General features: G+C 65.5%; 15 protein-coding genes. 7 read left to right on the top strand and 8 right to left on the bottom strand.

The annotated features are described in order from the left end of the window. Positions 1 to 48 precede the first annotated feature (48 nt). From queA to coaBC, 6 genes are all read right to left on the bottom strand, one after another. Complete coding sequence (gene queA / locus VNN77_12115) at positions 49 to 1,086, bottom strand: tRNA preQ1(34) S-adenosylmethionine ribosyltransferase-isomerase QueA (protein HXG52137.1); 1,038 nt, start codon at positions 1,084 to 1,086, stop codon at positions 49 to 51. A gap of 133 nt (positions 1,087 to 1,219) precedes the next feature. Further along, positions 1,220 to 1,978 (bottom strand): slipin family protein, encoded by a 759-nt coding sequence (locus VNN77_12110; GenBank protein ID HXG52136.1) that lies wholly within the window; start codon positions 1,976 to 1,978, stop codon positions 1,220 to 1,222. A gap of 11 nt (positions 1,979 to 1,989) precedes the next feature. Continuing rightward, positions 1,990 to 3,306, bottom strand: a complete 1,317-nt coding sequence (locus VNN77_12105; protein HXG52135.1) for a nodulation protein NfeD — start codon at positions 3,304 to 3,306, stop codon at positions 1,990 to 1,992. After that, positions 3,293 to 4,045, bottom strand: a complete 753-nt coding sequence (locus VNN77_12100; protein ID HXG52134.1) for a uracil-DNA glycosylase — start codon at positions 4,043 to 4,045, stop codon at positions 3,293 to 3,295. The genes VNN77_12105 and VNN77_12100 overlap by 14 nt, the downstream gene beginning before the upstream one ends. 61 nt (positions 4,046 to 4,106) lie before the next feature. Next, positions 4,107 to 4,652, bottom strand: a complete 546-nt coding sequence (locus VNN77_12095; protein ID HXG52133.1) for a DUF4416 family protein — start codon at positions 4,650 to 4,652, stop codon at positions 4,107 to 4,109. 1 nt (position 4,653) lies between these two features. Then, the gene (coaBC, locus tag VNN77_12090; GenBank protein ID HXG52132.1) at positions 4,654 to 5,835 is read right to left on the bottom strand and encodes a bifunctional phosphopantothenoylcysteine decarboxylase/phosphopantothenate--cysteine ligase CoaBC; all 1,182 of its coding nucleotides are present in this window, start codon (positions 5,833 to 5,835) and stop codon (positions 4,654 to 4,656) included. Positions 5,836 to 6,164: 329 nt separating this feature from the next. Between coaBC and VNN77_12085 the strand changes: the two genes are divergently transcribed. Together VNN77_12085 and VNN77_12080 are read left to right on the top strand one after the other, a co-directional pair. Continuing rightward, the gene (locus tag VNN77_12085; protein HXG52131.1) at positions 6,165 to 6,950 is read left to right on the top strand and encodes a VacJ family lipoprotein; all 786 of its coding nucleotides are present in this window, start codon (positions 6,165 to 6,167) and stop codon (positions 6,948 to 6,950) included. Between the two features lie 157 nt (positions 6,951 to 7,107). Beyond that, positions 7,108 to 7,467 carry a hypothetical protein gene (locus VNN77_12080; GenBank protein ID HXG52130.1) on the top strand — a complete coding sequence of 120 codons (360 nt, stop codon included), beginning with the start codon at positions 7,108 to 7,110 and terminating at the stop codon, positions 7,465 to 7,467. On the opposite strand, the gene VNN77_12075 is transcribed toward VNN77_12080, so the two are convergent. Continuing rightward, the gene (locus VNN77_12075; GenBank protein ID HXG52129.1) at positions 7,464 to 8,429 is read right to left on the bottom strand and encodes an RluA family pseudouridine synthase; all 966 of its coding nucleotides are present in this window, start codon (positions 8,427 to 8,429) and stop codon (positions 7,464 to 7,466) included. The two genes, VNN77_12080 and VNN77_12075, sit on opposite strands and share 4 nt — an antisense overlap. Positions 8,430 to 8,474: 45 nt before the next feature. Between VNN77_12075 and VNN77_12070 the strand changes: the two genes are divergently transcribed. The 5 genes from VNN77_12070 (at position 8,475) to VNN77_12050 (ending at position 12,898) form a co-directional block, all read left to right on the top strand. Next, positions 8,475 to 9,593, top strand: a complete 1,119-nt coding sequence (locus VNN77_12070) for a mannose-1-phosphate guanylyltransferase (GenBank protein ID HXG52128.1) — start codon at positions 8,475 to 8,477, stop codon at positions 9,591 to 9,593. Position 9,594: 1 nt separating this feature from the next. Beyond that, positions 9,595 to 10,389 carry a tRNA (adenine-N1)-methyltransferase gene (locus VNN77_12065; protein ID HXG52127.1) on the top strand — a complete coding sequence of 265 codons (795 nt, stop codon included), beginning with the start codon at positions 9,595 to 9,597 and terminating at the stop codon, positions 10,387 to 10,389. A gap of 148 nt (positions 10,390 to 10,537) precedes the next feature. After that, positions 10,538 to 11,323: an ABC transporter ATP-binding protein gene (locus tag VNN77_12060; GenBank protein ID HXG52126.1), complete on the top strand. Its 786-nt coding sequence runs from the start codon at positions 10,538 to 10,540 to the stop codon at positions 11,321 to 11,323. After that, positions 11,313 to 12,101: an ABC transporter permease gene (locus VNN77_12055; protein HXG52125.1), complete on the top strand. Its 789-nt coding sequence runs from the start codon at positions 11,313 to 11,315 to the stop codon at positions 12,099 to 12,101. Before VNN77_12060 ends, VNN77_12055 begins: the two co-directional genes overlap by 11 nt. Next, positions 12,098 to 12,898, top strand: a complete 801-nt coding sequence (locus VNN77_12050) for an ABC transporter permease (protein ID HXG52124.1) — start codon at positions 12,098 to 12,100, stop codon at positions 12,896 to 12,898. The genes VNN77_12055 and VNN77_12050 overlap by 4 nt, the downstream gene beginning before the upstream one ends. Before the next feature lie 3 nt (positions 12,899 to 12,901). On the opposite strand, the gene VNN77_12045 is transcribed toward VNN77_12050, so the two are convergent. After that, on the bottom strand, positions 12,902 to 13,912 hold the full coding sequence (locus tag VNN77_12045; GenBank protein ID HXG52123.1) for an ABC transporter substrate-binding protein: 1,011 nt from the start codon (positions 13,910 to 13,912) through the stop codon (positions 12,902 to 12,904). Positions 13,913 to 14,026: the final 114 nt, after the last annotated feature.

The raw sequence follows: 14,026 nt of genomic DNA, 5'->3' as shown, positions 1-14,026 counted from the left end.
AATCTTCGGTTTCGATCGACCGGATCCGCGAACCAAAAGACCCTCGGGCTAGAGGATCAGCATCGCGTCCCCGTAGCTGTAAAAGCGATAACGGAGCCGGACCGCCTCGGCGTAAGCCTGGCGCACCAGCTCGATCCCCGCGAACGCCGCCACGAGCGCCAGCGGCGTCGATCCGGGGAGGTGAAAATTCGTGACCAGCGCGTCCACGACGAGGAAAGGAGTCCCGGGACGGATGAAGAGGCGGGTGATCCCCTCGTCGGCCTCGATCCTCCCCCTCTGCCGCACCACCCACTCGAGCACGCGCGTCGTCGTGGATCCCACGGCGACCACCCTCCGCCCGAGCTGCTTAACTCGCCGGATGGCCTCCGCGGCCTCCGAACCAAGGCGGTATCTCTCCCCTTCCATCCGGTGACTGTCGAGCCGCCCACCGCGCAAGGGCTGAAACGTACCGGGGCCGACGTGCAGCGTCAATAGAGCCCTGCCGATTCCCCGGGCGGCGAGCTGCTCGAAGAGCTTCCCGGTAAAGTGAAAGCCCGCGGTCGGAGCGGCGATCGCTCCCGGGTTCGCGGCATAGACCGTCTGGTAGCGCTCCCGATCGAGAACGGCCGGCGCCCGTCGGCGCGTGATGTACGGCGGAAGCGGAGGCTCGCCGCGGGCCTCGAGCTGCGCGGCGAAGTCGCCGGAGTGGTGAAACTCCAGCGCAAAGCGGCCGCGTCCCAGATCGCCCAGGACTTCGGCGGCGAGATCGTCCGCGAAGCGGATCCGGCTCCCCACCCGGGGCTTCTTGGCCGAATCGATCAGCGCCATCCAGAGGCTGCGCTTGTCCGGAAAGCGCTCCAGCAGCAGCACCTCCGCCGCGCCGCCGGTCTCCTTCACGCCTCGCAGCCGCGCCGGAAAGACCTTGGTGTCGTTCAGCACCAGCAGGTCGCCGGGATCGAGGAAATCTCCGAGGGACGCAAAGACGGTATGGATCAGCTCGCTCCGGTCGCGGCGAACCACCATGAGGCGCGCCGACTCGCGTTCGCCGGTCGGGTAGGCCGCGATCAGCGATTCGGGTAGCTCGTAGTACAGATCGTCGACGTTCATCCGCTGGTCCGGCGCGACGAGCCTCGCCTTCCGGCCGGCGCGGCCCCGAGGACCGCGGCCGAGACCGCCGCGACCCCGGGCTCGGGCCGCAAACCATGAAGCAGCCGCGCGGCGGAGCGACCCGCCCCGGGGGCTAGGCCTGATCGCTTTTCTTCAGGAACGGCGTGAGCAAGTCGATGGGAACCGGGAAAATCGTCGTAGAGTTCTTCTCGGAGGCGACCTCGACGAGGCTCTGCAGGAACCGGAGCTGCAGAGCCATCGGCTGCTGTCCGATGACCGCGGCGGCATCGGCGAGCTTCTGGGAGGCCTGGAACTCGCCGTCGGCGTGAATGATCTTGGCCCGCCGCTCCCGCTCGGCCTCCGCCTGCTTGGCCATCGCGCGCTGCATTTCCTGCGGCAGGTCGATGTGCTTCAGCTCGACCAGCACGACCTTGATCCCCCAGGGATCGGTCTGCGCGTCCAGGATCTCCTGGATCCGGCTGTTGATCCGCTCGCGCTCGGAGAGCAGCTCGTCCAGCTCGGCCTGCCCGCAGACGCTCCGCAGCGTCACCTGCGCGAGCTGCGACGTGGCGAAAAGGTAGTTTTCGACCTCCCGCACCGCCTTGTTGGGCTCCAGCACCCGGAAGTACAGAACCGCGTTGACCTTGACCGACACGTTGTCGCGCGTGATCACGTCCTGCGGCGGAATGTCCATCGTCACCGTGCGCAGGTCCATCCGCACCATTTTCTCGATCCCGGGAATCACGTACACCAGCCCCGGTCCGCGCGCCCCCACCATCCGCCCGAGGCGGAAGATGACCGCGCGCTCGTACTCCTTCAGGATCTTGATGCCGCTGATGACCGCGGCGCCGACAATGATGATAAACGTCCACAAGGGTCCCAACACTGGCATGGATGCCTCCCCTAAGAGCCCGCCGATTGCTTCTCGGGGATGCGGCTGACCTTCAGCCGCATCCCCTCGTAGCCCACCACCTTGACCTTTTCCCCGACCTCAATAGCACTGTCGGCTTCCGCGTTCCAATACTCGCCGTGGACGAAGACTTTGCCGACCGGGGAAAGCCGGGTGCGCGCCTCGCCGACTTCTCCGATCAAACCCTGGTATCCCAGGCTGGGCTTGGCCTTCTGCGACCTGAAGACGAGATAGCTCACCGCCAGGACGAAGGAACCGAGCGTCGCGACCGCCGTGAAAACGATGGAGCGATCGACCGCCACCTCGGAGTTTTCGGTATCGAACAACAGGAGCGAGCCGAACGCCAGCGCAACCATCCCGCCGATGCCGAGGACGCCGAAGCTCGGGGCGAAGGCTTCGCCGATCAGCATCGCCACCCCGAGCACGACCAGCGCGAGCCCGGCGTAATTGAGCGGCAGCAGCTGAAAGGCGGTCAGCGCGAGCAGCAGGCAGATGGCGCCCACGACTCCCGGGAAGATCGTCCCGGGATGGGAAAATTCCATGTAGAGCCCGAGAATGCCGGCCATCATGAGCAGGTAGGCGATATTCGGGTCGGCGAGCGCGTTCAGGATTTTCTGCTTCAGGCTCATGTCGTGGCGCACCACGCGCACGTCCTTGAGCGAAAGCACGGTCTGTTTGCCGTCCAGATCCACCGTCCGCCCGTGGGCCTGCCGCAGAAGGTCGTCGATATCGCGCGCGATGATGTCGATGACGTTTTTCTTCAGCGCCTCCTGCTCCGTGATCGAAACGCTCTTGCGCACGGCCTGGATCGCCCATTCGGTATTGCGACCGCGCTTCTGGGCGATCGTCTCACTGAACGAGGCGACGAAGTTTTCCATCTTTTCGCCCATCACGCCCTTCACTTCCTGTCCTCCGCCCGCCACCGGATGAGCGGCCCCGATGTTGGTCCCCGGCGCCATGGCCGCGATATGCGCGGCCATCGTGATGAAAACGCCGGCCGACCCGGCTCCCGCCCCGCTCGGCGCGACGTAAACCACTACCGGGATCTGGGCCCCGAGGAGATCCTTCACGATGGTCCGCGTGGAGGTCAGCAGCCCGCCGGGCGTATCGAGCTGGATGATCAGCGCCCGCGCCCCGTTCGCCCGGGCACGCCCGATGCTCTCGCGGATGAAATCGTCCACCGCCGGATTGATGCTGCCGTCGACTACGATCAGATCGACGTGCGGCCCGGTTCCCCCCTCGGGTTGGGCCGCCGCCAGGATCCCTGCGGCGAGGAGCACGAGAAGAAAAACCCGCTTAAGCGTCCGCACCGCGCAGCTCCTTGATCACCTTCTTGATGTCTTCCCAAACCAGCTTCTTGTCCGCCGGGTTGCGCAGCAGATAAGCGGGATGGAACGTCGGCATCAGCTTGATGCCGTGATAGCGATGCCAGTTGCCCCGCAACCGCGTGATCGGGGTCTTGCTCTGCAGCAGGGTCTGAACCGCGAACTTGCCGAGCGCGACGATGATCTCGGGACGCACGAGCTCGATTTGCTTCTTGAGGAACGGCTCGCACGCGGCGACCTCGTCGGGCTCCGGGTTGCGGTTGTCGGGCGGGCGGCACTTCACCACATTGGCGATGTAGACGTCCTCGCGCCGCAGCCCCATCCCTTTCGTGATGATGTCGGTCAGCAGCTGTCCGGCCCGACCGACGAACGGCTCGCCCTGCAGATCCTCCTCCCGGCCCGGCCCCTCGCCCACGAACATCAACCGCGCGCGCGGATTGCCCACCCCGAAAACCAAGTGGGTCCGACCCGCGCAGAGCTTGCAGCGCCGGCAGTCGCCGATCAGCGCCCGAAGCTGCTCCAGGCTCTGAGCCGAAAGCGCCTCGGCCGTCCCGGCGAACAGATCGCCTTCCAGCCCGCGCAAGAGTGCCCCGGTCGGCTCCGCCCTTTCAGTGCGCTGGCTCCGGGGCAAGAAGGCGAGCCCCGCACGTTGCCGCCGCTCGAGGTGGCGGCGCAGCGACGCCGCCAGCCCGGCCAGCTCGCTCGGATCGACTTGGCTTTCCATCACGAAAGTCCTCGAACGATCTTAGCACTCGACGCCGAGTGGCCGCAATCGCCGCCACCTCTCAGCGCTTCCGCTCGCGGAGCTGCTTCAGGTAGGCCGCTCGGACCGCGGCGAAGAAGGCGAGCGTCGGCGCCCAGGCGTAGTCGCGGTAGGTGTGAGGCTGGGGCTGAAAGGCGCCGCCGCGATAGATCAAAGTCGCCTCGGCGAAAATTCCCGACCCGAGATAGACACGATGGCCGGCGTTCTTGGTCGACGCCAGCACGATCTTCCCCGCCTCCAGGTAACCGGGATCGACGTTGACCCGCCGCCGCACGATCCCGTCACGCAGCTCGCCGTGGCGCTCCTCGATCACCTGAGCCGAGAGCTTGAACCCGGCCAGCCGATCCGGGCTCCCGAGGGGGGCGAAGGAGACGAAGCGGCGCACCAGGTTCGGCCCCATCTCTCGCTCGTAGTAGGTCGACACGTTCCAGGGCAGCGGCTCGCTTACGGCCTCGACGCACCCGAAGATCGTCTCCAGCTCCCGCGCGACGGCCTCGAACAGACCGGCATCGGAGTAAAGAAGCGCCGCAAAATATTTGACGGGGTCGGGCTCCCTCGGGGCTCCCATCTCAGCGGCTTCGCTTGAGAACCACGAGGCGGTCCAGGATGCGGTCCGCCAGCTCCTCCTTGGTCATTCGCGGCAGCTCCTCGACTCCGCCCAGGCGATCGAGGATCGTGGCGGTGTTGTAGTCGACGTTGAACCCGCTGTCGCTCCGGCTGACGTCGTTCGCCACTACCATGTCGAGACCCTTTTCGCGGAGCTTTTTCTCGGCATTGGCGACGACATTTTCGGTCTCCGCGGCGAACCCGACCAGCACTCTGCCGTCCCTTTTCCGGCCGAGGTCCCGCAAAATGTCGGGATTAGGCTCGAGCCGCAGGCTGAGGGAGGCCGTTCCTCGCTTGATCTTCGCCGGCGCGACCTCGGCGGGGCGAAAATCGGCGACCGCCGCGGCCATGATGAGGCCGGTGCAGGAGGAAAAGGCCTCGAGCACCGCCTGTCGCATCTCGGCGGCGGTCGTGACCGAAACCACCTCCACGCCGGGCGGCGGTACGAGCGCCGTCGGGCCGCTGATCAGGCGGACCTGTGCGCCCCGCCGCGCCGCCGCCCGGGCGAGCGCATAGCCCATCTTGCCGGAGGAGCGGTTGGCGATGAAACGCACGGGATCGAGCGGTTCGTGGGTCGGCCCCGCGGTAACGACGAGCTTCTCTCCCTCGAGGTCCTTGGGCTTGAGCAATCGCCGGGCCTGCTCCACGATCAGTTCGGGGTCGGGCAAGCGCCCCTTTCCCTCGTAGCCGCACGCGAGATAGCCTTCCGCGGGCTCCATCACGTGATATCCGAGTTGCCGTAGCCTGTTCAGATTCTCCTGGAGCACCGGGTTCGCGTACATATGGACGTTCATCGCAGGGGCGATCAGGATAGGCGCCCGCGTCGCCATCGCGACCGTGGTCAAAAGATCGTCCGCGATCCCCCAGGCCAGTTTGCCGATGACGTTGGCGGTGGCGGGCGCGATTATCAAAAGATCGGCGGAGTCCGCCAGCCGGATATGCCCGATCTCGGATTCCTGCGTCAGGCTGAAGGTCTCGGTGGCCACTGGCCTCCCGGAAAGCGTCTGAAACGTGAGCGGCGCAACGAAATTCCTCGCGCCGCGAGACATGATCACCTGGACCGCAAAACCCCCCGCAACCAGCAGCCGCACCAGCTCCACCGCTTTGTAGCAGGCAATCCCCCCGGTCACTCCGACAACGATCATGATCCCCTCTGGGCACCACCGCTGGAAGCTCGAAAATAGACGATTATTCCCATAGTTGCAAATCGGTTTTCCAGCCGCTGGCCGTCAAAGGATTGTCACCTTTACGCCCTGTGTCACCGCATTGTTTTGCCGGACGGCCGCTCAGCCTACCGGACGCTGACAGAACTCTTTTGCCGTTCCGCCAACTGCAAATGAGACGTGATGCCCACGTTGGCACGCATTTGGCTTTCTCTAGCGCTATTCTCGCGATGCCTGGATACCCGCGGACAGCGCTTGCTAAAAGTGCCGGGTTCAGGTAAGTGACAACCGACGCACAAGGAGTCAGTCGAATGAGCCACCATGGAGTCTCTTGCACGCTGCCGGTAAGTTTTATCGTCACCCTTCTGGGCTGCCTCCTGTTCTTGCTACCGGCGGCGAATGCCGAGCCGGTCTCCGACACTGGCGCAGTCGAGGTCCTGGTCGGCCATGCGGCGGCGGCCGGCGACGCATCCGCGGCGGCCGGGGAGGACTTCGAATCGGATCCGCTCGAAAGCTTCAACGAAAAGATGTTCTGGTTCAACCGCGAGGTGCTCGACCGTTTCGTCGTCAAGCCTGTCGCGACGGCCTGGGATTTCGTGCTTCCAGACCCGGTGCAGCGCAGCATCCATAATGCGCTCGACAATCTCGCCGTGGTCCGCCGCGTCGTCAACAATCTCCTGCAGGCCAAGCTGGGCGGCGCCGGCAGGGAGGTGGCGCGCTTTACGATCAACAGTACCATCGGGGTGGTCGGGCTCTTCGACGTCGCGAAGGACGGTTTCGGCATCGAGCAGAGCGACGAGGACACCGGCCAGACCTTCGGCGTCTGGGGAGCCGGCCCCGGACCTTATCTGATCCTTCCGTTTCTGCCGCCGATGACGATCCGCGACGGCATCGGCTACGCTTTCGACGCCGCGATGACGCCGTACATCTACTTCCTGCCGTGGTACGCGAACGTCGGCATCAACGCCACCAACGTCGTCAACGAGCGCTCGCTCAATCTGGACCGTTTCGAGCGGGTGGCCGAAACCACGGTCGACCTGTACGGCGCGGTGCGAAACGCCTATTTGCAGCGGCGCGCGGCGGCCATCCGCCAGTAACGGGCGCCACAGGACGTCCGGCTCCCTCGACGGCGTGCGGCGCCGATGTTGACAACCTGGAATCGGTTCATTATGAAATAGAACCGATTCACGGCAGAACCCGCTTTTGCGCGCAAGCGTTCGCTTGCGTCGCTTCAATCTACGAGTGAGCTCGACCATGGCCAGGACCAAGAGAAAAACCACCGGGCGATCCGCCAAACATCGCTCGTCGGCGTACTTCGACGACACCGCGCACGAGGAAACGGAAGACGAAAACCTGCCGAGCGACGAGGCGGGCAGGCGCAAGATCAAGAAGAACTACGAAGAGCTGCTGGGGATTCGCATCGAGAAACTCAGGGGCCGGATCCTCAACCGCGAGAAAATCAACAAGACCGTCGACGGGGTCTACTTCATCTGCTTCGAGTGCAGGAAGATCTGCCACAACCTCGACGAGGGTTGGGTCGAAGAGGCCGAAACCCAGAACAATTTCTGCGCCGCCTGCGCGAAGACGAAAGGCATCCGGGCCTCCGCCGCTTAATCGCCGGCGCGCAGGCGCGAAACGAACTCCTCCAGATCGGCCGGCAGCGGCGAGCGTACCGTCAACCTCTTCCCCGTCGAGGGATGGGGAAGCTCAAGCTCGAAGGCATGGAGAAAATGGCGGCCGAGCGCCGGGTGCTCGGCACCGCCGTAGGTCCGGTCGCCGACGATCGGATGGCCGATCGCGGCGAGATGGGCCCGGATCTGGTGGGTGACCCCCGTCTCCATCTCGACTCGCAGCAGCGTCGCGTCGCGGAACCTGGCCGCGACGCGGTAGCGCGTGACGGCTGGCCAGCGTTTGCGGCCCGTGAGCTGCCGTCCCCCGGGAACGATCGCCACCATCCGCCTCGAGTCCCGCGGCGCGTGCGCGAGCGGGTAGGAGATTCTCCCGCGCGCCGGCGTCTTGCCCGAGACCAGAGCCCAGTATCGCTTCCTGACCCGCCGGGTGGCGAACGCCGTGCGTAGCGCCTGGTACGCGGCGCGCGTCTTGGCCGCCACGATCAGGCCGGAGGTTTCGCGGTCGAGCCGGTGGATCAATCCCGACTCCCAGCGGTTGCCGCCCGCGTTCTGCGTTTCCGGCCGCCGGGCTGCGAGAAAGCTCGCCAGCGTGCGGGTGTCGCGCCCTGAAAACCCGTGCGTGTCAAGTCCCGCCGGCTTGTCCAGCACCACCAGGTCGCCGTCTTCGTAGACGATGGGAACCTCGAGTCCGAAATTCGGCGGCGGCGCTTCGGCGAGCAGGAGCTCGGGACCGGCGAACTGCACCACGTCCCGTGCCCGCAGCCGCTCGCCTTTGAGGCACGGTCGCCCGTTGACCAGAAAGCTCTTCCCCCGAATCGCCCGCTCCAGCTGGCGGCGCGAAAGCTGCGGCAGCACGAGATGTGCGAACCGGTCCAGCCTCATTCCGGATTGCGGTGCGGAGACGACCCAGCCTTTGCTCGCGTGCAGCGAAGCTTGATCCGACATGGGAGCTACTTTACTATAGCGCCCACTTCTTGGCGGGACAAAGCGATGGCGTGCTTTTGCGTGATCATGGCGGGCGGCAGGGGGACGCGCTTCTGGCCGCTCAGCCGGGCGCGGCGGCCCAAACAGCTTCTGAAGATCCTGGGGCCGAAATCGTTGATCCGCGAGGCCGTGGAGCGCGCGATTCCGCTCGGCGGCGCCGGCCGAACCCTCGTGGTGACCGTTTCCGAGCAGCTCGACGACCTCGCCCGCGAGATCCCGATGCTGCCGCGGCGGAATTTTCTCGCGGAACCGGTGGGGCGCAACACCGCGCCGTGCATCGGGCTCGCGGCGCTTGAGGTCTCCCGGCGGGACCCCGAAGCCGTCATGGTGGTTCTTCCCGCCGACCACTGGATCGCGGGGCGCAGCGCTTTTCGGCGCACGCTCAGGACCGCTGTCCGTTTGGCGAGCCGGACCGACGACCTGATCACCATCGGAATCCGGCCCGGCTACCCCGAAACCGGCTACGGTTACATCGTCAAGGGGGCGCCGATCAAAGGGTCGCCCGGAGCGTTTCGCGTGGCGGCTTTCAAGGAGAAACCGAACCGTCGCGCCGCTTTCGGCCTCATTCGCCGGGGCGCCCTGTGGAACAGCGGCATCTTCGTCTGGCGCGCGGCCGCGTGGCTGAGCCTCCTGGAGCGCCATCAACCAAAAATCGCCGAGCGGCTCGACAGGATCCGAAGCGCCGCCGGACGTGGCTCGCTCGCCGCTCCGAACCCGCGGCTGCGCCGGATCCTCGCGCGCGAGTACCGAGCGATGCCCGCGATCTCCGCCGACCACGCGGTTCTCGAAAAAGCCGGCGCCGAGGGCCGCATCATCGTGGTGGCGGGAGAATTTGCGTGGAGCGACGTCGGCAGCTGGGCCGCCGTCCACCGCATGATGCGCCGGGACCGCGACGGCAACGCGGGCAACGGCAGGTGGGTGGCCGTGGGCGCCCGGGATTGCCTGGTCCACTCGCCGGAGCGTCTGGTCGTGCTCCTGGGAGTTCGCGGCGTCGTGGTGGTCGACACGCCCGACGCCTTGCTGGTGGGCGACCTCGAGCGCTCGCAAGAGGTCCGGGATCTCGTGCAGTTGCTGGAGAGGCGCGGCTACCGCGCCTACACGGCCGGCTGGCGGTCGGAAGGCTGAGATGTCCGCTACCCGACCCCGCGGCCCGTTGCAGGCCGGGGAAGCCGTGATCCTGCTCGACCGCAAGAACCGGGAATACCTGGTCCGGCTCGATCCGTTCCGCCCGATCGCCGTGCGGGGAGGACGCATCGGCGTCGAGGAGATCGTCGGGCGCGAGGAAGGAAGCGTCGTGCGCTCCTCCTTGAACGAGCCGTTCCTGGTTTTTCGTCCCACCCTCGCCCAGCTCATCCCCGACCTGCCGCGTGCGGCGCAGGTGATTTATCCGAAGGATATCGGGCCGATCCTGGTCTGGGGCGACATTTTCCCCGGAGCCCGGGTGGTCGAGGCCGGAGTCGGAGCCGGCGGGCTCACGATCGCCTTGCTGCGCGCGCTCGGCTCGCAGGGCGAGCTGTTTTCGTACGAGATCCGGGAAGACTTCGCGGCGCTCGCGCGCAAGAACGTCGAGCGCTACTTCGGCCCGGCGCCCAACTGGGTGCTCACCGTCGGGGACGTCGCGGACAAGCTGGCGGTGGCCGACGCGGACCGCGTCGTTCTCGATCTTCCGGAGCCCTGGCGGGTCATCGAGGCGGCTGCAAACGCGCTCCGCCCCGGGGGGATCCTGCTTTGCTACCTGCCCACCGTGCTCCAGTTCAAGGAGCTGATCGATCGGCTCCGGGAAAATCGAGGATTCGCCCGCATCGAGACCTCGGAAACCTTGATGCGGTTCTGGCACGTCGAGGGGGCGAGCGTGCGCCCTCAGCACCGCATGGTGGCGCACACCGGATTTCTCGTCTCGGCGAGACGGGTGAGCGGGTGAAAGAGGAGGACTTTTCGGTCCCGGCCGCGCTCGTTTGCGAGCTTGACTTCGACCGCCCCAGGCACTAAACATGGGGCGCGAAAAAGGCCGCAAGCGTGCCGGCGTCCTTGCGAACCGGCAACGACCTGCTCGCGCCCTGAGACCATCGATGGCCTTCATCCAGGCGCAAAATATCAGCTTGGTTTTCAAGCCGAAGAATCGTCCCCCCGTCGCCGCACTCAGAAACTTCAACCTCGAAATCGAGCAAGGCGAGTTCGTCTCGATCGTCGGCCCTTCGGGGTGCGGCAAGAGCACCTTTCTCAACATCGTCCTCGGCCTGATCCCGGCCGACGAGGGCGAGCTCAGGCTCAACGGCACGCGCATCACCGGTCCCGGGCATGAGCGCGCGATGGTGTTTCAGGAGTTCGGCTTGCTTCCCTGGAGAACGGTCAGGGCCAACGTGGAGCTCGGTCTTGAGCTGAAGGGAGTTCCGGCGTCCGAGCGCGCCGAAAAATCGATGCAGTTGATCAAGCTCGTCGGCCTGAGCGGCTTCGAGAACCACTACCCGCACGAGCTTTCGGGCGGAATGAAGCAACGCGTCGGGCTCGCCCGCGCGCTCGCGACCGAACCGCAGGTGTTGCTCATGGACGAGCCCTTCGCCGCCCTCGACGCCCAGACGCGCGACCTGATGCAGGCGGAGCTGCTGCAGATCTGGGAGCGGACCCGAAAGACGGTTCTCTTCGTCACCCACAGCATCGAGGAGGCGGCTTATCTGTCCGATCGCGTCATCGTGATGACCGCCAGGCCCGGCCGCGCCAAGAACATCCTCAAGGTTGATCTTCCCCGGCCGAGGGACTACGAGATGAGGCTCACGGCGGAGTTCAACGACATCAAGGCCGTCATCTGGAATGGGCTCAAGGACGAGCTGGGGGCCGGGACGGTCGATGGACGGTAAGGCGATCTACCACGATTACCAGAGACCGATCCTGGGAGCGGTGTCGGTCCTCGCCGTCGTTTCCCTCTGGGAGGCCGCGCTGACCTACGTGATCCCGCTGAACCCGTTCTTTTTCACCAAGCCGTCGCTCGTGGCGATCGCTTTCAAGGAGCAGATCATCGACGGTGCCCTGTGGAACGATCTCCTGGTGAGCAGCCGGGCTTTTTTCTGGGGCTTCAGCTTCGCGGTCCTGCTCGGCATCCCCCTGGGGGCTTTCATGGGCTGGAGGCGGCGCGCCGAGTACACGCTCGATCCTTTCCTGACGGCGCTCTACGCGAGCCCTCTCGTCGCCCTCGCGCCGCTCATCATCGTGGTCTTCGGCGTCGGCCTTCTGGCCAAGTCGGCCCTGGTCTTCGTCCTTTCGATCTTTCCCTTCATCTTCAACACCTTCGCCGGGGTCAGGTCGACGGACCGCCTGCTGATCGACGTCGTGAGGTCCTTCGGCGGCCGGGAAAGGGATCTCTACCTCAAAGTAATTTTTCCGAGCACGCTCCCGTACATCATCGCCGGCGCCCGGATCGCCCTCGGCAGGGGGCTGGTCGGAATCATCGTGGGGGAATTCTACGCAGCCTCGGAGGGAATCGGCTACGCGATCTCGCGTTTCGGCGACACCTACCGGTTGCCCGAGATGTTCGCGGGAATCCTGGTGCTGATGATCGCGGCCGTCGTCCTGACCGAAGGAATGCGGAAGCTCGAAGCGCTGCTGGCGCCATGGCGTGCCGCCCAGGAGACTCGATGAAGCGGGTTGCGACCTTCTACGCCGAAAACGAGCACCACATCCTGGGCGGAGGCTTCATCCTGCTCCTGCTGCTTTTCTGGGAATCGACGCCGCTCGTGTTTCCGCTTCCCAAGGGCGTTTCGCTTTTCTTCACGACGCCCTCCCGCGTCGCCGAGGCGTGCTACCAGCTGATCGTCGAGAACAAGATCCAGGAGCACTTCTATACGAGCGCGGTCGAGTTCCTCGCCGGGCTCGGCCTCGCCGTGGCGGTCGGCCTGCCTCTGGGGCTGGTCACCGGCCGCTCGCGCGTCCTCGACGCCATGATCGACCCCTTCATCACCGTCTTCAACGCCACGCCGCGGCTCATCTTCCTGCCGCTGTTCATTCTCTGGTTCGGGATCGGGATCTGGTCGAAGATCATGATCGTCTTCGTCGGCGCCCTCTTTCCCCTTCTCATCAACACCTACGAGGGCGTGAAGAACGTCGACCGGGTGCTGGTCAACGTGGTGAAATCCTTCGGCGCCAGCGAGTGGCAGACGATGAGGATCGTCGTTTTGCCCAACTCGGTTCCCTATCTCGTGGCGGGGCTGCGGCTCGCGATCGGCCGCGCGATTCTCGGCGTGGTCGTGGGCGAATTCTTCGGGGCGAGCAAGGGGCTGGGCTTCATGATCGCCACCGCCGCCACCAACTACAAGGTGGACGTGGTGTTCGTCGGCATGGCGATCTTCATGGGGCTCTCGTTGATTCTCACCATGGCGGTGAAGAAAGTCGAATCCAGGCTCGCCCGCTGGCGCCCCGAGGAAACGAAAACCTTCTAGCCTCTACTTGGCCGGCTTTCGTCCCATCTCCCTGAGAACCTCGTTCAGGAGGTCGCGCGCCACGAACTGCTCGATGTCGGGGAGCGGCTTGCCCGCGGGCCAGCCGAGCTCCGGGGTGGTCCTGGACTGGAACAGCTCCAGCAGCAGGTTGTGGGGAATGTCCGGGCCGTACGCGTCGGCAACCTGCCGGTAGATACCCTCGGCCAGCGCGCCGTCCTTGATTTCGAAGTATTTCTGGATCACCTCCACCGTGCCCTGCTTGTTCTGCTTCACGTAGTCGTTGGCCTTGACCATCGCGCGGATGAAACGCTTCGTCATGTCGCGCTTCTCGCGGATGAGATCGCGATGCGTCATGAAGGTGCCGCCGAGCCGGGGGATGTAATCGCCGGTCTTCACCAGGATTTTCATGCCCGCCTTCTCCGCCCGCGCGGCATGGGGGAAGGAGAGGATGGCGGCATGGATGGAACGGTTGATCAGCGCCGCCACCCGATCGGGCTCGGCGTTGAACGTGATCACCTTGTAGTCCTTGCCCGGTTCCATCTTGAAGAACTTCCCGAGCACGACCACCGCCTCGGTGTACGCCGCCTGCCCCGGCCGCTCCAGACCCACGGTCTTTCCCTTGAGGTCCTCGACCCGCTTGATGTCCGGAGTGGTCGCGATCGTCCACTGCGAGACCAGCGACTCGCCGACGATGAACTGTAGCGGCGCCCCCTTGAGCATCGCTTCCGAGCCGCCCCCCGGGATCGGAACGAACTCGATTTCGCGGGCGATGGCGGCCCTCACGAGGACGCCCGCGGTCGCCGCGATGAACTCGGCATCGAGCCCCTCGGCCTTGAACAACCCCTTGTCCATCGCCACGTAGGAAGGGATATGGAAGCCGCTTCCGCCGATGGTTCTTCCCACCTTGACCTTGACGGGCTGCGCCGCGGCGGGCGGCGAGAAAGTCATGGCCGTCAGCGCGACGGCCGAGACGGCGTTGACGAGCCTCTTGAGACCGATACCCGGGGTACGCATCGATCGCCCCTCCTTGAGTCTTCGACCAGACGGTCCGCCTGGCGCCGGATGACTCCGCTACTTATCCCTTTGGGGCGATAAAGGCAAGACGGCTCCCCGCGCGACGCCCCGGCC

The organism is Candidatus Zixiibacteriota bacterium (assembly GCA_035574315.1).
Lineage (GTDB): Bacteria > Desulfobacterota > Binatia > UBA9968 > UBA9968 > DATLYW01.
The sequence above is the reverse complement of the archived record's forward strand: the minus strand, read 5'-3'. Positions and strand labels throughout refer to the sequence as shown.